Origin of the sequence: Methanospirillum hungatei, assembly GCF_019263745.1 — an archaeon.
Classification (GTDB): domain Archaea; phylum Halobacteriota; class Methanomicrobia; order Methanomicrobiales; family Methanospirillaceae; genus Methanospirillum; species Methanospirillum purgamenti.
Genome location: NZ_CP077107.1, coordinates 527,157 through 545,426, shown reverse-complemented (window position 1 = coordinate 545,426; position 18,270 = coordinate 527,157). Strand labels below are relative to the sequence as shown.

The window sequence follows — 18,270 nt, the reverse complement described above, 5'->3', positions numbered from 1 at the left end:
CTTTAAAAATTCCATTTCATATTCATTGAAATAGGACCATAACAAACAAGTTTTATGGATCGTACATCCGTGAACGTGCAAAAAAGATATTTACCTCTTATTATTGCAATTTCACTGGCAACTTTTATGGCTTCCCTTGATGGGACCATCGTTAATATTGCTCTTCCAACCATATCAGAATCATTTTCTCTCTCATCCAGCTCTGTTTCGTGGGTGGCAACTATTTACCTGTTGGTAATGGCTGGATGTGTCCTTATCTTTGGAAAAATTTCTGATATTATTGGGTTTAAACGTATTTTTCTTACTGGTTTTATCATTTTTATCCTAGGATCTTTCAGCTGTGGCTTTCTTCCAGATTTGACAGGATCCTTTCTGACTCTTATTGGATCACGGGCATTTCAGGGAATTGGAGGTGCTATGATTGCAGCAATTGCTCCAGCTATGGTATCTGCCTTTATTCCGATGAGTATGAAAGGAAAAGCTATGGGCGTCATTATGACCATGGCCGGACTTGGAACTGCAATTGGTCCAACAATGGGAGGTTTTTTAACACAATATCTCTCATGGCACTGGATTTTCTTCATTAATGTTCCCATTGGTATCTTTGCACTTCTTCTTGGAACCCGTGTGATTCCAAACAAAGAGCCTCATGGGAGTACTGAAAAATTAGACAAAACCGGTGCTGCATTGATATTTATAGGGCTAGCATTTTTGTTGTATGGATTTTCTGAAGGTACAACGATGGGATGGACATCTCCGGTCATTCTCGGTTCTCTCATGCTTTCAGTCATTCTTCTTGGAATATTTGTATGGAAAGAACTTCATATACAAAATCCAATTCTTGAAATCCGGTTATTTATGGACAAAACATTTTTACTCATTAATCTGGTAATATTTCTGGTCTTTTTCAGTTTGTCTGGTGTTAATTATCTATTCCCCTTTTACCTGGAATATATTGGTGGATACTCTACATCTGATGCAGGTCTTATCCTGACTGCACTCTCCTTTTCAATGATGATTGCAGGGATGGTCGCCGGTATGCTTTATAATCGCATAGGTGGGAGAATACTATCTATCGTTGCAGCTATTTTTCTGACGATTGGATATTATTTAATCACCCATCTGCGAATAGACACCCCAACCCTGTTTATCACGGTATGCCTGATTTGTATCGGATTAGGACTTGGGCTCATTATCACCCCGGTATCAAATATGATCATGACCAGTGCATCAAAAAAGTACCAGGGGATGGTTTCTTCGCTCACAAGTCTGGAGCGTTTCGTTCCGATGACTATCGGGATTGCCATATATAATGTAATATTTATTCAGGGAATGACGACTATTGCAGAGCATTATGATATTACAAAGAGTGCTCCGGTTGACATCCAGCTGAAAGTACTCACTGCAGGATTTGATTTGGCTTTTCTTTTATCGTTCCTTATCGGAATAGTCATCCTGGTTTTCACTATCATAACGCGATACAAGATTCATCCTGATTATCTTGAATCAGAATTAGATGAGATATCTACTGGGATAATATAAAGGAAAGGGAGACATTTTGGGCATTATGTCTCATCTCACTTTTTTCTATTTTATCCATATGTACTACATATTTATCCTTTTGTAAGGCGAACTTTACTTTGCATCCGAAACTCTCCTGACAATCACAGACAATGAGTCCGGATTATCATTCAGGAGTCAAATTCCATGAATACAGAAATTCAGTCACTTACAAAACAGGCAAAGGAATGTGTAGATCTCTTAATTCCTCTTGAACAGGAAATTCACCAGGTTATCGCTGGTCAAAAGCATATTCTTGAACGACTCATCATTGCATTGATTGCAGATGGTCATGTGCTTTTGGAAGGTGTTCCCGGAATTGCCAAGACATTAATGATCAAAACTGTCGCGCAATGTATTGATTCAGGTTTTTGCAGAATACAGTTTACTCCTGACCTGCTTCCTGCAGATATTACCGGGACAAAAATCTATAATCAGCAGGACTGTTCCTTTAAGACAGTAAAAGGTCCGGTTTTTACCCAGTTTCTTTTAGCAGATGAGATTAACCGGGCTCCCCCAAAGGTTCAGTCAGCACTACTTGAAGCCATGCAGGAACGCCAGGTCACGATCCAGGGAGAAACATATTCTCTACCAGATCCCTTTTTTGTTCTGGCTACTGAAAATCCGATTGAACACGAGGGAACCTATCCGCTTCCGGAAGCCCAGATGGATCGGTTCATGTTTAAAATTCTGATGAGTTATCCATCCAAAACGGAAGAACTTCTTATTCTTGACCGGTTTACTGAAGGAATAAGTTATCAGCCAAAGCCGGTTATTACTGCATCAGATATCAAGAAAATCCAGAAGATTGTCCCTTCCATGTATGCTGACCTTGAGGTAAAAAAATATGTTACTTCTTTGGTTGATGCTACACGGAATCCAGGAGATTATCAGATACCTCTTGCCTCATACATCAGATATGGTGCATCACCTCGTGCATCGATTTATCTGATGCTTGGTGCAAAGGCACATGCACTTCTTCGGGGAAGAGGATTTGTCATTCCTGATGATGTAAAAGCCGTTGCCCATGATGTTCTTCGTCACCGGATATTATTGTCATATCTTGCTGAAGCAGAAGAAGTACTGGTAGATGCAATTATTGATCAGATATTGAAAGCTGTTCCTGTTCCCTGATACTGGTGGTCTATGCCGGATAATGATACCTATTCGGATTTGGTCCAAAAGGTAAAAACTATAGATATTCTGACCAATGCTCGTGTTTCCGGTCAGCAGGCTGGAGTTCATATCTCCTTGTTTAAAGGACAGGGAGTGGAATTCTCAGACATCAGAGAGTATATACCGGGCGATGATATCAGGGCGATTGACTGGAAGATCACTGCACGATATGGAATTCCGTATATCAAAGAGTTTGTAGAAGAGCGTGATCATACGCTGTACCTGATTGCAGATATTTCAGGATCTGGATCATTTGGTCATACAGTTTCTAAATTCAGTACATTACTTTCAATTCTTGCAACACTGGCATTTTCTGCTGTACATTATCATGACAGAGTGGGTTTAATTCTTGTATCAGATTGCGTGGAAAAATTCATTCCTGCAAGAAGCGGAAGAAATCATGTTATCAACCTCATTCAGACAGTTATTACCCACGAACCCAAATCAAAACATTCAGATCTCCGCCCAGCTCTTTCGATGATAATGCAGCGGATAAGAAGAATGTCGACGGTTATTCTCCTGTCAGATTTTTTCACTCCTGACTGTTCCAAAGAACTCTCTTTGGTAAAGAAGCACCATGATATCTTATCAATCAGGGTCTCTGATCCCCGAGAAGGGGAACTTCCTGATGTAGGTCTGATAGAACTTGAAGATGCAGAAACCGGTGAGCAACTTCTAGTTGATACATCTGATCCAGTGATTCGTGATTCATACAAAGAGGCTGCTGAGATGCATAGTCAGTCAGTGTCTCATATGATGAGAAAGCACCGGATTCCGTTTGTTCATGTACGATCAGGGGATGATTTTGTTCCGGTTTTGGAGCATCTGATGAGAACACGGCCTGGAGGTGAGTTATGACCGGTTTTTATCATCCGGAATGGTTACTTGCATTGATAGTTCTTCCGATTCTGTACTATTATTATTATCATGAAACAAATCGGAAAAAACAGGAAGCAATAGTCTTTTCCCATATTGGTTTTTTAAAAAGTGCTTTACATGGAAGCAGGCAGTCATCACGTCCACAAACCCTTCTGCTTCTTGTTCTTGCTGCTATTGGCTGTATCATAATCGGACTTGCAGATCCTCATATTCCTCTGGAACAGACAAAAGAAGGTGTAAATGTTATCCTCGTACTGGATGTTTCCGGGAGTATGCAGGCGACTGATTACCAGCCTACCAGACTTGAATCTTCTAAACGTTCTGCAGAAATCCTGCTCCGATCACTTGATGTAAAAGATTATGCCGGCATTATCACGTTTGAATCTGGTGCAACAAGTGCTGCGTATCTCTCTCCTGATAAGGATCGGGTGATTAGAAAATTGCAGGCTATTGAACCGAAAGAAGGTGCAACTGCAATTGGCGATGGTCTTGCACTTGGTATTGATATGGCTGAATCAATTCCGAACAGGAAAAAAGTGGTTATTCTTCTGTCTGACGGAGTCAATAATGCCGGGGTCATTCATCCGGATGAGGCTGCAAACTTCGCCCGTGAGAAAGGCATTCAGGTCTTTAGTATTGGAATGGGATCAGATAGTCCGGTTGTTCTTGGTTATGACTGGTTTGGGAATCCTCAATATGCAACCCTGGATGAAGAGATGCTGCAAAGAATTGCAAGTACCACTGAAGGCCGGTATTATAAATCAGTTAATGATAGGACGCTTTCAGAGATTTATTCAAACCTGAATAAGGAGATAAAGCGTGAGAGAGAAGAAACGAGCATTAGTGACTGGTTCTTTATTGGTGCTATAATCCTCATAGGAGCAGAAATTTTCTTACGATATGGGCGGAGGCGGATTATTCAATGAAGATGAAGGTAATATTACTCTTGCTAACCGGATGTCTTTTCATCTCCGGAATGCATGTTTTTGCAGATGACATAACTATGTCATCAGAGCAGTCTGATTACTATTATCTGGCAGGAACTGATGCACAGGTTCCTTTTACAATTGATAGTTCTTTTACAAATACCCTTATCGGAACCCTGCAATACAGTCTGACAAGAAAACAGGATGATGGTGGATTTTCCATATCTCAGACCAATACTCAATCCCAGTCCTTTCCGATTGCTCCCGGGAGATCAGATCATGCATTAACGCTCACATCCGAATCTGAAACAAATTATGATCTCTCGTTGTTGCTCATCTATGAAGATAAAGGGAAGGATTTTGCAGTGGTTCTGCCCCCAATCTCCGTTCATTTTGTGTCTGAACAAAAAGATGTAAAACAGGTGAAAGAAACTCTTCGGTCTACAACATCTGAAGCAACAAAAACTCCTTCATCTCTATCAGGACAGGATCCTTTTAGTCAGATGGAACAGGAGATGGAACAGATGAGGCAGGAACAACAACAACTGATGCAAAATATCCTGTCACAAAGTGGGTTTGGCTATAGCACCCGTCAATCTTCACCACAAAACTCACAACAAGCTCTTCAAAATAACCAGATGTCCTCTTCTTCCTCAGCTCTAAAACAGCAGATGATGCAGGAGAGTCAACAAACTGAAGATAATAAACGAAAACTTGCAGACTCTCTCGAAAAAGATCCAATTGTTCAAAAACAGGCATCAGACCTTCGAAATGCCGGATACAATCAGACATCAGGAAAAATTGTTCCAACCGGCCCAGATCGAGGAGAAGTATCGGTTCAATTTGAAAATGAAGACGGAGAAAAAATTGCGGTGACCGGGAAGGCTGAAAACAGTAAAATTTCATCTCTTACCGCAGAAAAAAGCGGAGAAATACCTGTCCCTCCAGAACTAGCATCAAATTCCACCTGGAATGAACGAAAAGAACAGGCACGCAATAATTCTATGGTTCCTTCATCCGGTTCTGTAACCAGAACTCCAAATGAAACGATGGTATCCCAGGAATATGTTCATCCGGATGGAAGAAATGCAACACTTACTGCCTGGATTGTGAATAATACCGTCCAGAAGATAGAGCTAAAGCAGGATGAAGCATTTCCGTTATTCTGGTTCATTGGTATCTTTCTGGTAATAATCCTGGTTGTCTTATGTGCCGGAGTTGCATGGTGGTATTATTCGACTCGGCCAGAAGAGGTCCAGTCTGCTCCTCAGGAGATGGTTCCTGAGCGTGATTATTCCGAGGTCGTTCAGGAGATGATTAATAAGGCTGAAAAAACGTATGCTGGCGGAGATAAAAAAGAGGGATATATCATTCTTGGTCAGGCAGTCAGGATGTTTATTTCTCATACGCATGGGCATGGAGAAGCGATAACAAATGATGAGATTATCTCTGGTGTTGTCCGTTATATACCTCCGATACAACAGTCCATTCTCGATCTCCTGAATTCTTGTTCACAGGTAGAGTATGCAAAAGGAGAACCTGATGATGAGAACTTTGGCCGGTTTGTACAGGAAGTGAGACAGATGGCCGGTCTTTCATAAAAATTCTAAATCAGATGTTGGAATCCAAATATTTTCATATTTTTAAATATCAGGAATACTATGAATATCTCTCCCGGAGATGAAACTTCATGTCAGGTTTGTGGAAAACCTGCGATAGGTCTTGAGATATTAGGGTGCTGTAAAGCTGTGGTCTGTGAAGATCATGCAAGTCAGTTTTTACGAAATCTCTCTCCGGGAGAACGCCTTGAATCCGGAGCCTGTTATTATGTCAGATATTGATTTTAATTGTATTCCTGTTTATTGCTTGGAATATGAACACATTGAGGTACAATATGCAGAGTGAAAAAAAGGATCTTCTTCTTTTATTTTTAGTTACTGCCGGGATTGCAGTTTGCGGTTTTTTTTTGTTCTCTTTTGCTCAGTCCCTCTTTGTTCCTGATCTTTCAGTTTCATCATATGAAGCATCCTTTTCCTGGGATGGAACGCTCAAAGAGTCATATGTCTACTCGGTTCACACAGATAGTCAATACAGGAGTCTGAACCGGCGTTTGGATGCACCAGTGTATACCGAGGACCATTCTGGTTCATATTATAAATATATCTCTCTGACGCCACCTTCCGGCTCAATAGGGTATGTAAAAGATGCGAATGGAAAAGTAACGCTTACCGGTGAGAATAATCAGGCATTTTCGATAATTACCGATAGAGCAGGTATAAATGAGGCTGGAGCATTTAATCCTGGATATTATTCTTCCGGATCATTTCCCGTTTCATATACCTGGGATATAATCCCGCCTGTTGAACGGGGAGAAGATGGCGATCATCTCAATATCAATCTAGCCTCAATTCACATTCCCTATGAGTCTGTTCGGATTGAGATTCCATCGCAGGGAGTGAAAGCCCTGTATCCTCATCCGGCAGATCTTGCAGTAACAAAAACCGCTGATTCCTATGTCATGAGCGGAAAAATTCAGGAAGATATCCCTCTTGGATTTGAAGTGCTCATCGACAGCTCAGTTACTGAGCATCTGGATGGTCAGGTTACTCAGATATCAGGTTCGGTCAGAGAAAAGACAGAGGCTGCAAACCCAGGATATCTGAGTTATATCAATAGTATCTATCGGATAATCTCTACATTATCTGGAATCTTCCTGTTTCTTATCCCGGTTATTCTTTTTATTTTGTGGTATCGATATGGGCGGGAAAAGACCTATACGGTCCCTGATCATCTGAGTTTTGTTCCTGACCCATCAATAAAGCCCTGGCTCGTGGCACTTGTGTTTTCAGGCGATCCGGAAAAGTTTGATGAAGAGGGACTTCATGCAACCCTCTTGGATCTACACAGGAGGAAAATAATCGAGATAAATCCTGCCTCTGATACAGGATTTTCTATACGAATATTAAAAAAAGAGACTGGAGATCAATATGAAGAACAGGTAATCCGGACCCTTTCAGTACTGGAGCAGGACGGGGTTGTAACAGATGCGACATTTTCTCAGATGGCAACCGATGCAAATACAAATGACTCAATGCGAGTTCAGTTAATGGAGTATCAAAAGTCCTTTATGGAACTTCCTTCCGGACTATCAGATCAGATGGTGTCAACGTATATAAGAAACGGTCAAAAGCACCTCATTCCACTTCTCGGATTTGTTATCGGTTTATTTTTTGTCTCTCTCGTTCTGATCATTATCGGTCCGGGTGATCGTCTTATCCTGGGTCAGGCGGTATATAATTCCTGTCTTGGCATCTTACAGATGGTTGTTGCCTTTATCTTTCCAATTTCGCTGTTTGGAACCTGGAAGGATGATTATTATCAGAATCGATTACAGTGGGAATCGTTTCAGAAATTTTTGTCAGATTCTGTTATGATGCAACGATATAAACCTGAAGATATTGCTATCTGGGGAGACTGGATGGTCTATGGAACAGCCCTTGGCGTTGGCAATCAGGTATCTAAAACACTAAGGTCGCTCGATATCCATGTTCCAGACCTTCCTTCGGGAGGATGGTTTGCGCCAGCAATTATTCATACCGGCTTTTCCCCGATGCTTGCCTACCATCCTCCATCCTCTGGGTCTGGTGGATCATATGGTGGAGGAGGCTTTGGCGGTGGTGGTGGATTTGGAGGAGGGGGTGCCGGAGGGTGGTAAAGGGAAGAAACACCTATCTGCCCGTGCGGCAATTTATATAAGGAATTTTTGAGGAAATAACGTGCGAGAGGTTACCAGCAGTTTTACACCCAAGGATATTGAAGCCTCAGTCCAGAAATTCTGGACTCAGGAGGAGATATATGCCAGGGTAAAAGAACAGAACCGAAATGGGAAAACCTGGTTTTTTGTAGACGGCCCTCCGTATACAACCGGTCATATCCACCTTGGAACAGCCTGGAATAAGATCCTCAAAGACAGTATTCTCCGGTTTAAAAGGATGAACGGATTTCATGTCATCGACCGGGCAGGATATGACATGCATGGACTTCCTATTGAAGTCAGGGTCGAGCATGAATTAGGATTTGAAAATAAGAAAGATATTGAGGCATATGGAATCGGGACGTTCATCGAGCGGTGTAAACAGTTTGCCATAAGTCATAAAGACATCATGTCAGAGCAGTTTAAGGCTCTTGGCATCTGGATGAACTTTGATAACCCATATCAGACTATCATGCCCGAATACATTGAAGCGGCATGGTGGACCCTGAAACAGGCTCATGAAAAAGGTCTGTTAGAACGCGGTCATCGGGTAGTTAACTGGTGTCCACGGTGTGAGACTGCCATTGCAGATTCTGAAGTGGAATACTGGGATGAGCAGGATCCTTCTATATTTGTTAAATTTCCAATCCAGGGAGTGGATAATGAATATCTGGTTATCTGGACAACAACTCCATGGACACTTCCGGCAAACGTTGCCGTTGCAGTAGACAAGGATTTCATTTACGCACAGGTAGAGGCAGTAAAAGACGGCAGGAAAGAGATTCTCTGGATTGCAAAAGATCTTGTCGAGCCAGTATTAAAACGGGGAAAATATCAGGGCTTTTCCATTCTCTCTGAAAAAACCGGGTCTTTCCTTGCCGGAACAAAATACACATCTCCACTTGTAGAACTTATCCCACGACAAAAAACCATAGACCATCAGGTTGTGATTGCCGGATTTGTTGAGATGGACAACACCGGTATGGTTCATATTGCTCCAGGTCATGGGTGGGATGATTATCTCCTCGGTGTAGAAAAAGGACTTGATGTATTCTGTCCGGTAGATGGAGCCGGATACTATACCGAAGAAGGTGGTGTGTATGTTGGTCAGTTTGTCAGGGATGCCAATGAGAAGATTCTGGAGGACCTTGGCTCTCACCTGCTTGCACGACAGAAGATAACACACCGGTATGGTCATTGCTGGAGATGTAAGACTCCAATCATCTATCGGGCTACTGAGCAGTGGTTCATCTCGGTTCCGGAGATGAAAGAGAAGATGCTTTCTGAGATAAAAGCAACGTCCTGGTATCCGGAATGGGCTGGCAGTGCCCGGTTTTATGATTTTGTCTCAGATGCCCGTGACTGGTGTATCTCCCGGCAACGGTATTGGGGTATTCCGATTCCGGTCTGGCAGTGTCCTGTATGTTCAAAAAGCCGCGTCTTTGGGACGGTTGCTGAATTGAATGAAGCTGCAGGAACATCTCTTACTGATCCTCACCGGCCATATGTCGATGATATCGTTGTGCCGTGTTCTTGTGGCGGTTCAATGAAGCGTGTTGAGGATATCTTTGATGTCTGGTTTGATTCAGCCATGGCGTCATGGGCAACTCTCGGATTTCCCAGAAGTGATGCACTATTCCATGAAATGTGGCCTGCAGATTTCATCACTGAAGGTCAGGATCAGACAAGAGGGTGGTTTTACTCACAACTTGGTGCTTCAACCATTGCGTTTAACCGGTCACCTTATAAAAGCGTCCTGATGCATGGATTTGCACTTGATGCTGATGGCCGCAAGATGAGTAAAAGTCTTGGAAACGTTGTAACACCGGAAGAGGTTGTCCAGAAGTTTGGTGTTGATGTTCTCCGGTTGTATGTTCTTTCAGCAAATGCTCCCTGGGATGATCTGAAATTTAACTGGGATGGAGTATCCACGGTAAACAGGACGATGAACATCCTCTGGAATGTGTACCGGTTCCCACTTCCGTACATGATCCTTGATGGTTTCACTCCTGTAGCAGCAGCAGATGGTACATCAGATGATGATTATATATCACGATCCATCAGGGAAATGCCTGAGATTGACCGGTGGATTATCTCACGGATCAATTCCATCGCAAAACAGATATCACCAGATATGGGTGAGTACCAACTACACCGGATTACAAGACAGTTAATGAATTTTATTCTGGAAGATCTTTCACGATGGTATGTTCAGATAGTCCGGCCCCGTATGTGGCTTGAAGAGGATTCACCAGATAAAAAATTTGCCTACGAAACAATTGCATATTGTCTTCGGACCCTGTGTAGATTACTCGCTCCGTTTGCACCCCATATTACTGAGGCAATGTATGAAAACCTCCGGCTCCCGTCTGATCCGGTGTCTATTCATATGCTTTCCTGGCCTTCTGGGGATATCCGATTCATTGATGAAGATCTGGAACGCCGGATGGATGTTGTCAGGTCCTTTGATGAAGCAGTGGCAAATGCTCGTCAGGCAGGAAAAAGAAAACTCCGCTGGCCAGTTCAGAATGTCATTGTTGTTACCTCAAGTGAATCTGTGGCAGATTCATTTAGGAAAATGGAAGAACTGGCGAAAGATAGGGCAAATACACGAAACATTCAGGTAATTGTCGGTACCTGGGATCAGATGCGGTATAATGCTGAACCGGTAATGAAAAAGATCGGGCCCTCATTTGGAAAAACCGGTCCGGTTGTTAAAGGTCTAATAGAATCTGCAGATGGTACCCTGCTTCGGAAACAACTGGAAGAGTCTGGATCAGTTACCTTATCTGATGGAAAAGAGGAATTTGTCCTTACCGCAGAACATATGACCTTTACCAAGTCACTTCCTGATCAGGTGTTTGGTGCGGAGATGCCAGATGCTTCTGTCTATGTGGATGTAACTCTTACAGAAGATATTGAAGCTGAAGGATATTGTCGAGAAATCATCCGAAGACTTCAGGATATGAGAAAACAACTTGATTTGAATGTTGATGATAATATTATTATTGATGCAATCATCAGTGATGATCATGTGAGAAATCTCCTGACTAAAACATGGCAGGATCTCATGAAACAGGAAGTCAGAGGGAAGATATTGAAGATTCATTCAACTGTCAGTAGCAGAGATGCATCGTCTTTATTCCAGCTAGACCGGGAATGGGATATTGAAGGAGTGAATGTTACTCTGGGGATATCTCTGGCCGGTTAAACCACATTTTTTTAATAAAATATCGCCTCAATTCCTTCACAGTTAGGATTTAACCAGGACTCATACTTACTATCCGTACACCGTTTCATGGGTGCCTGGGTATATAATGATATAATAAATAAATAATTAATAACGAAGGATTAAAAAATATTAATGTATCCACTTAATATTTTACATAATAATTCCCGACCATCCGGTTTCCCAAATAAAGGAATTTCCTTGTCAATCATCACAATTCTTCTTGTTGTTATCGTCTTTTCATCTGTCTTCGGATTATACCCTTCTTTCTCGATAACATTCCGATAAACTAGAATACCCCGACGTTGCCAGGCAGGAGTCGTGGCAAGATTTACACCCCGCTGAAAACAGAATTCATGAAGTTCTGCTGCTTTCATTGCATGGAGCATGGAGGCTGCTTCCTGAGATGTATACCCTTCATCTTTCAGTAATTTCTGACTCCAGCCGTTCATGTGGTTTCGCCATGCTTCTTGTTGTCGCCAGGATAGATAGGATAGGACATGATCAGGAGTAACTGGGATAATTCGTGCATCAAATGAGACGGGCTCTTTGAGTTGTAGGGCTATCGTGAGGGCACTTGCTGCAAATGATGCGAGAACTGAGTCAATCTTTTCAACTCGTCCAAGATAGGGGCATTCAGTAAAGTACAGACTAATTTCGTCAGAAAAAGTATACCCAAATACTGGGGCGAACCCGGCATCTCCCAAGAGCCTGGATGTCACCTGTGTCATTGCGGCTGCGAACCGTTCGTCAAATGGTTCAATAAATGATAAATTCCGGGTTACCTGATGAAATGCCCGGCCATCAAGACGGACAATAATGGGAGATAGTGTCCGAAGGTCAGCATAGATCTCCCTCTCTTTCATAACCGAAATATTCAGAGATCCCCGTCACTTCTGAATAATTGGGGTACGTGGCGTATTACAATGACATCAGATATGCTTTTTACCAACCTGTATGGAACTTTGACACCTTTATGAGTCTTTACTTCTATTACTTCCGGATTCAGCTTACCCACCGCCAGAGCATCTATTCTTTTAGAATCAATATCCAGGATAATATCATCCACTTCTCCGATAAACATCCCGTTTTCAGAATATATTTTAAGTCCGATCAGGTCAGTTATCTGATTCTTCATACTGCATTGACATTACAACCGGATAGATAAAAAATGTTATCTTATTTTTTTTGAAGAAAAACATCTGATTACGAGATGATATGAAGATATGATTTTGAAAAGTTTGCAGAAAATATATATAATTCCATCCGGATTATTGACGTATGGCAGTAATGAGAGTTCTTACAATAATTGTCTTTTTGACGATTTGCTTTATTTCTATTAGTATTTCTGTATAAGCAGAGAGTAATCTCTCCGGAGCTTATGTGGTTACGGAGCTTCGGGATGAAGAGAGTGCACTTCTGTTCCATTCTGATTTATCTCGTATTACTACAACATTCAATGAAATGAAAGTATCAGGAAGCGCAGGCTGTAACGTATATAGTGCTATTTATAATGAGACCAGAGATAAACGTACAATCTCTGCTCCAATCTCAACATTGATGTATTGTGATCTTGGAGTTATGGAATCAGAAGCACAATATCTCAAGAACCTAGAAAAAGTAACTCTTTACAAAATTATTGGTAACAATCTTTTGTATGAAATAACCGGTGATACTCTGTTCTTTAAAGATGCTGTCGGTGAATCTCTGGCAGAATGGAAAGTCTATCAATCAGATTAATCTATACAATTTTATGTTTTTTTCAATTCATATCTTGGTTTTATGGATTTTGGCGAAGTGAAAGTTATACAGGTTATAATAGACTAATATTACAGGATATTATGGATGGCTCATTTAAAATCGGGCGGTTGTTTGGTATACCTGTCCTGATTCATTTTACTTTTTTACTTATTATTCCATTATTTGCCTGGATAATAGGGTCTGATATAGACTTTACAATACAAATGGTCAGCAATACTTTTCAAGTCGATATTGATGATTCTCTCATTATCTCCGGGTATATACCATATCTGCTGGGAGCAATTATTGCACTTGGGCTATTTGTCGGAGTTTTTATTCATGAGCTCTCTCATTCACTCATTGCACTTCGTGCTGGTATTCGGATTGATAGTATAACCCTTCTCTTTTTTGGAGGTGTTGCGGCTATTGAAGAACAGGAACCAGAACCGAGAACAGAATTTATAATGGCTCTGGCCGGGCCTCTTACAAGCCTTTGTATTGGTTTAACTTCTGCGGTTATTGTATATCTGATTCATTTCTTCATTACTTCAACGGCAGAAGCAGGGATTCTTATCTATATCTTCGGATATCTTGCGATATTGAATGTTCTATTATTTGCATTTAACCTGCTTCCTGCATTTCCTATGGATGGAGGAAGAGTTCTACGTGCATATCTGGCCGGACGAATGCCTCTGCATAAAGCAACATCGATAGCTTCCACAATTGGGAAGGGATTTGCCATTATGTTCGGATTGGTTGGACTACTCTTGTTTTCGCCAATTTTAATTTTAATTGCTTTTTTTATATATATTGGAGCAGGACAGGAATCAGCAGTTACCCGCTATAATTTCCTTCTGAAGGACGTTACTGTGGGAGATATAATGGCTCGACCGATTGTGGATGTCCAGCCTCAGATGCCGTTATCCGATGTGTTAGCACTCATGTACCAGACAAAACATCTGGGTTTTCCGGTAATTGACCGGGGTGTTTTAATGGGGATTATTACACTCACCGATCTTGCCCGCACTCCTGTTCTTGACCGTGATGCCATGCAGGTTCGTGATGTTATGACAAGAGAAGTGATTACCCTTCCACCTCATGCTCCGGTAATGGATGCACTTCGTATTATGACCAGACAGGATATTGGGAGAATCCCTGTTATGTCTGATGATAATATTCTTGGAATCGTAACAAAGTCTGATATATTTACAGTTATTGAACTTCGGGAAGTGTAAAATCCAGGATATTATCCGGAAGATGAACTCCTGCTACTTTTTCAAATGTAGTAAGGTTTTGGAATGGCCGTTTTGCCATAACCTGAACAATCCCTTTTTTTGATATACCTGGCAGCCATTTCAGAGCAGTATGAGAAAGGCTGTTTATTGGAATTGGGTACGGAAGTGCAGTTAGGGAACGCATCCCATGTCCAACAACAATCGTATCGATAACGGTGTGTTTTGGAAGAGAAAGTGGTATACCTACCAGGATAGGATATGTCCCCATCTGCCTACCAAATGAAATATCTCCTTCCTCTTCAATGATGACTGACCGGAGGATAGTATGGAGAGGAAAGACTTTTTTCAGCATAGGGAGATCAAATTGTTTCCGTGTCCAATCTTTGAACGCATGAAATATTTTCTCAGGAACCGGAAGTGCATTTTTTTCGTATGCTTTTGTTCCTTCAAAAGGCATTAACTGACGTATATTTACTCTTCGAATGAGGTATCCGGCTTTTTGGACATTTTCTAAAAACATTCGGTTTAATTCATATGTACGGGCTGTTTCTCCGGCTAGGCCTGCGATAAAATTTAATCCTGGAAGAATTTCAGGTATTCCGTTTCGCCTGACACTTCCGATCTCATGAACGATCCGGATAGCATCCATAACCATTTCAGGTGTGGCTTTGAGATTATTTGCTTCGATAACCTCAGGATCAGCGGTTTCCATACCAAAAGCAGCAATATCGCCAGGTGTATGATGTCTGATGATAACTGACAAGGCTTCCTTAGCTTTTTCCGGATGTCGAGCAATGGTTCCAGGATTAACATTGTCAATATGAAGGGTCTTCAGGTTTGGTGCAGCCACTCTGATGGACGAGAATAATTGTTCAAGAAGATCTGGTCTTGGAGTTGGGAATTCTCCTGATCCCGCATGCCAGGTCAGAATATCCGGTTGTCTTCCTATTCTGAAATGAACTGCTCCATTTTTTGATAAAGCTGCAATTTCGGATTTAATTCCTTCTTTTGATCTGTACTGAGGGGGACCATACAAGGGTTCAGTGCAAAAGGCACATCCTCCTGTAACCTCCCTGCTGCATCCCCGAGCTGTTTCTATCTCACACATGACATGGGGATAGCAGGGATGCTGTTTGATAATTTCAGATCCCAGAACTGACCAGGGATCTTCAGTCTGATAATCAAAAGAAGATGAAGGAATATTTCCTGAAAGCCACCGGTTTAAAGATCCGGCTGGAGAACCGATAAGCTGTGTATCCACATTGAATTCTCCTCTCTTATGGGCTATCTGGCCTCCACTTGATCCTGAACCAAATAAAATCGGCCCCCCAAGAAAAGTATGTGGCCTGGTGAGAGCTGATCCTATCTGTTGTATCTCCTGCCATGTTACCGGGATTCCGCCTAAATATTTACCTGGGACAGTCATACCGGCAATTATGACCACATAATCTGCATTACCGGCATCTGTTAAAAGACCTGGTTGTATCCGGATCTCATCTATTGTATGGTACGTTACAGAGATATCATGAGAGAGTAACACACCGGCAACGGTTCTGATATACGGAGAAATATATGGTGGAACACCAAGGCAGGCTGGTTCATCCACATATCCATCAATTATCCATGCCGAAGGATTCATACCCAAGTAATGAAAGCAGTTTTCCTGCCCAGAAAAGTTTTCCTTTTTTCATCGGTGTTACATCCGGATCATTGAGATCAAATCCGATGAGGTGAATTTCACGTGCCTGCAATTCATGTGCCATGTAAACTGCCCGGTCACCATCAGTAAAACCTCCGAAATTATATACATGAGAGAATGGTTTTCCCTGAGTTGTCAGGATCAAAGGTCCTTCAAATTTTGGTACCCATGAGTACAGCCTCGGAATATTATCACCATGTGCATGAACTACCAGAATTGTTCCATTTTTGTTGAGATTTATTGCATAATCATCAATCCCGTCAAGATCAGTAACAATCACATCCGGAGTAATGTTATTTTGAATTAATACTCCAGCAGCGGCATCAGCTGCTATGATAACTCCAGAGATTTGAGATAATTCGTTTCGAAGGGAAGGAGCATTCCCACAGACTGTGACGATGGAATTTTTTATGCGATGAGAAATGAGCTGGTATGCATTCCCGGTTGTCAGACTTGCTAGGATTTGTGCAGCTCGTTCATCATCAGACGGATCAAAGGAGAAATAATCACAAATTTCCTGGTATATTGGCTCCCATTCCTCATACTTCACTCTCCTCATCCTCCAGGAGACCAACCAGCCGGTAAAAATTTTGTAATACTGGATCTATGACAAGATGGAGAAGTTCTTCCTTTTCCTTTACATGAGAGAAGACATAAAGGGGGATGCTTGCTGCAGCCATGGTTGCATGTCCACCGGCATCACCAACATCTGAGAAAGCTTCGCTCATCACATTGCCAAGGTTGAGCCGTAGGTCACGGTTTCTTCCTGACATAATGATTGCATCTTCGGTGATTCCATAAACCAGCGCGGTGCTGATCCCTTCAAGATTAATCAGAAGATCTGCTGCCTGGGGAAGGGCATCGCGATTTCTGACAAAACCCACATTTGAAAAAAGGTACCCATTTCTGGTTTTTCTGTTTTTTATCGCCGCCCCGATAATATCAATAGTTTCATGAGAATACTGGGGTGACATGATCTTTTCAAGAAGATCCGCATCACTGAATTCCAGAAGATAAGCAGCATATTCGAGATCATTTGGGGATACATTTCTTCTGAATTGTTTTGTATCTGCCCTGATACCATAGAGAAGAGCAGTTGCTACTTTCTCATCCGGTTCTATATTGAGTTCTTTGAGATATTCGGTCAGAATTGTTGCACAAGCACCAACATTCTGTCTGATATCAATAAAATGTGCTTTGTCGAGGTTTGTGATATCTTCCTGATGATGATCAATGATGATATCCACCGGCATGGAATGGATAAGCCCGTTATTTGCACCTGGACCTTTACTATCAACAAGTGCGATGTGCGTACATTCATTCAGCACTTCTTGCCGGAGTTTTTCCATTCTGATATCAAGAAGGTTTACGAGTGTCCGGTTTTCCTGGTGTCCGATGATTCCATCATAAATTATTCTGGTCTCAAGGTTTGGATTTGCCCGTTTTGCGATTGCCGAGAGGGCCATTGCGCTGGCTATTGCATCAGGGTCCGGGTTTGTATGTGTTACTATTCCGAATACTCCAGACCAGGAGGCGAGCAGTGCAAACAGATCACGTGATAAATGGTGTTTTTCCAGTCGATGCAAATGTTCTATTGCTGCTTTGGCAACGACATGCTGCGGGTAGAGCACAAGGTCCGCGCCCTCTTCCATCAGAAGTTTTTCATTGATCGGATCCTGGGCACGGGCTACAATGTGGACTTTTGGATATTTTTTTCTGATTGTTTTCAAACCAGCGATATTTGCCTCATGATTGTCACTGACTACAAAGGCTATATCAAAATTATCGATTCCCTGCAACATTTCCGAATCGGTCAGATCGCGGAGGAATGCTTCTATTTTCTGCTCTCGTAACTCTTGAACCCGTTCAGGGTTGCTATCCATGCAGAGCAGTCTGCCACCTTCTTTCTTGAGTTCTTCAAGTATCAGGTATCCGACACTTCCGCAACCGCAGATGAGGTAGGTTCTGATCCCAGGTGACGGTGCAGGGCTGAATCCAGGCATATTCAGGTATAGGTTGGATTATAGAGGTATAAAGGGACGTAAGAAATGTATATATACTAGCTAAACCAA

Annotated in this window: 15 protein-coding genes; 10 read left to right on the top strand and 5 right to left on the bottom strand. The window is 42.0% G+C overall.

The window, feature by feature from the left end; all coding sequences use genetic code 11:
* The first annotated feature begins 54 nt into the window (after positions 1 to 54).
* From KSK55_RS02625 to ileS, 8 genes are all read left to right on the top strand, one after another.
* Entirely contained in the window at positions 55 to 1,542 is a 1,488-nt protein-coding gene (locus tag KSK55_RS02625) for an MFS transporter (protein ID WP_218608064.1), read from the top strand.
* A 165-nt stretch (positions 1,543 to 1,707) separates the two neighbouring features.
* Positions 1,708 to 2,694, top strand: a complete 987-nt coding sequence (locus KSK55_RS02620) for an AAA family ATPase (RefSeq protein ID WP_218608063.1) — start codon at positions 1,708 to 1,710, stop codon at positions 2,692 to 2,694.
* Between the two features lie 12 nt (positions 2,695 to 2,706).
* A complete protein-coding gene (locus KSK55_RS02615; RefSeq protein WP_218608062.1) occupies positions 2,707 to 3,594 on the top strand; it encodes a DUF58 domain-containing protein in 888 nt (295 codons plus the stop codon).
* Positions 3,591 to 4,541 (top strand): vWA domain-containing protein, encoded by a 951-nt coding sequence (locus KSK55_RS02610; RefSeq protein WP_218608061.1) that lies wholly within the window; start codon positions 3,591 to 3,593, stop codon positions 4,539 to 4,541. The genes KSK55_RS02615 and KSK55_RS02610 overlap by 4 nt, the downstream gene beginning before the upstream one ends.
* Positions 4,538 to 6,142, top strand: coding sequence for a hypothetical protein (locus KSK55_RS02605; RefSeq protein WP_218608060.1), 1,605 nt, complete (start codon positions 4,538 to 4,540; stop codon positions 6,140 to 6,142). The genes KSK55_RS02610 and KSK55_RS02605 overlap by 4 nt, the downstream gene beginning before the upstream one ends.
* A 60-nt stretch (positions 6,143 to 6,202) precedes the next feature.
* Positions 6,203 to 6,382, top strand: coding sequence for a hypothetical protein (locus tag KSK55_RS02600; RefSeq protein WP_214418587.1), 180 nt, complete (start codon positions 6,203 to 6,205; stop codon positions 6,380 to 6,382).
* 53 nt (positions 6,383 to 6,435) lie between these two features.
* A complete protein-coding gene (locus tag KSK55_RS02595) occupies positions 6,436 to 8,256 on the top strand; it encodes a DUF2207 domain-containing protein (protein ID WP_218608059.1) in 1,821 nt (606 codons plus the stop codon).
* Positions 8,257 to 8,317: 61 nt separating this feature from the next.
* Complete coding sequence (gene ileS, locus KSK55_RS02590; protein ID WP_218608058.1) at positions 8,318 to 11,506, top strand: isoleucine--tRNA ligase; 3,189 nt, start codon at positions 8,318 to 8,320, stop codon at positions 11,504 to 11,506.
* Between the two features lie 140 nt (positions 11,507 to 11,646).
* Here the strand turns inward: ileS and KSK55_RS02585 are convergent, their stop codons facing one another.
* The gene (locus KSK55_RS02585) at positions 11,647 to 12,390 is read right to left on the bottom strand and encodes a tRNA(His) guanylyltransferase Thg1 family protein (RefSeq protein WP_218608057.1); all 744 of its coding nucleotides are present in this window, start codon (positions 12,388 to 12,390) and stop codon (positions 11,647 to 11,649) included.
* A gap of 11 nt (positions 12,391 to 12,401) precedes the next feature.
* Positions 12,402 to 12,662, bottom strand: coding sequence for a PRC-barrel domain-containing protein (locus tag KSK55_RS02580; protein WP_214418583.1), 261 nt, complete (start codon positions 12,660 to 12,662; stop codon positions 12,402 to 12,404).
* 245 nt (positions 12,663 to 12,907) lie between these two features.
* Between KSK55_RS02580 and KSK55_RS02575 the strand changes: the two genes are divergently transcribed.
* A complete protein-coding gene (locus KSK55_RS02575) occupies positions 12,908 to 13,264 on the top strand; it encodes an META domain-containing protein (RefSeq protein WP_218608056.1) in 357 nt (118 codons plus the stop codon).
* Positions 13,265 to 13,365: 101 nt separating this feature from the next.
* A complete protein-coding gene (locus KSK55_RS02570) occupies positions 13,366 to 14,499 on the top strand; it encodes a CBS domain-containing protein (protein WP_214418581.1) in 1,134 nt (377 codons plus the stop codon).
* Here KSK55_RS02570 and KSK55_RS02565 read toward each other — a convergent pair.
* Genes KSK55_RS02565 through KSK55_RS02555 form a run of 3 tightly spaced genes read right to left on the bottom strand, consistent with a single transcriptional unit; the run spans position 14,477 to position 18,201 of the window.
* Complete coding sequence (locus KSK55_RS02565) at positions 14,477 to 16,138, bottom strand: radical SAM protein (protein ID WP_214418580.1); 1,662 nt, start codon at positions 16,136 to 16,138, stop codon at positions 14,477 to 14,479. The two genes, KSK55_RS02570 and KSK55_RS02565, sit on opposite strands and share 23 nt — an antisense overlap.
* Positions 16,113 to 16,748 (bottom strand): 6-hydroxymethylpterin diphosphokinase MptE-like protein, encoded by a 636-nt coding sequence (locus KSK55_RS02560; protein WP_218608055.1) that lies wholly within the window; start codon positions 16,746 to 16,748, stop codon positions 16,113 to 16,115. The genes KSK55_RS02565 and KSK55_RS02560 overlap by 26 nt, the downstream gene beginning before the upstream one ends.
* Positions 16,738 to 18,201, bottom strand: coding sequence for a DHH family phosphoesterase (locus KSK55_RS02555; protein WP_214418578.1), 1,464 nt, complete (start codon positions 18,199 to 18,201; stop codon positions 16,738 to 16,740). Before KSK55_RS02555 ends, KSK55_RS02560 begins: the two co-directional genes overlap by 11 nt.
* Between the last annotated feature and the right edge of the window lie 69 nt (positions 18,202 to 18,270).

Bases quoted from the DNA above. Each gene is read 5' to 3' on its own strand.
- KSK55_RS02625 (WP_218608064.1), top strand. From the start codon at position 55: ATGGATCGTACATCCGTGAACGTGCAAAAAAGATATTTACCTCTTATT.
- KSK55_RS02620 (WP_218608063.1), top strand. From the start codon at position 1,708: ATGAATACAGAAATTCAGTCACTTACAAAACAGGCAAAGGAATGTGTA.
- KSK55_RS02615 (WP_218608062.1), top strand. From the start codon at position 2,707: ATGCCGGATAATGATACCTATTCGGATTTGGTCCAAAAGGTAAAAACT.
- KSK55_RS02610 (WP_218608061.1), top strand. From the start codon at position 3,591: ATGACCGGTTTTTATCATCCGGAATGGTTACTTGCATTGATAGTTCTT.
- KSK55_RS02605 (WP_218608060.1), top strand. From the start codon at position 4,538: ATGAAGATGAAGGTAATATTACTCTTGCTAACCGGATGTCTTTTCATC.
- KSK55_RS02600 (WP_214418587.1), top strand. From the start codon at position 6,203: ATGAATATCTCTCCCGGAGATGAAACTTCATGTCAGGTTTGTGGAAAA.
- KSK55_RS02595 (WP_218608059.1), top strand. From the start codon at position 6,436: ATGCAGAGTGAAAAAAAGGATCTTCTTCTTTTATTTTTAGTTACTGCC.
- KSK55_RS02585 (WP_218608057.1), bottom strand. From the start codon at position 12,390: ATGAAAGAGAGGGAGATCTATGCTGACCTTCGGACACTATCTCCCATT.
- KSK55_RS02580 (WP_214418583.1), bottom strand. From the start codon at position 12,662: ATGAAGAATCAGATAACTGACCTGATCGGACTTAAAATATATTCTGAA.
- KSK55_RS02570 (WP_214418581.1), top strand. From the start codon at position 13,366: ATGGATGGCTCATTTAAAATCGGGCGGTTGTTTGGTATACCTGTCCTG.
- KSK55_RS02565 (WP_214418580.1), bottom strand. From the start codon at position 16,138: ATGAATCCTTCGGCATGGATAATTGATGGATATGTGGATGAACCAGCC.
- KSK55_RS02555 (WP_214418578.1), bottom strand. From the start codon at position 18,201: ATGCCTGGATTCAGCCCTGCACCGTCACCTGGGATCAGAACCTACCTC.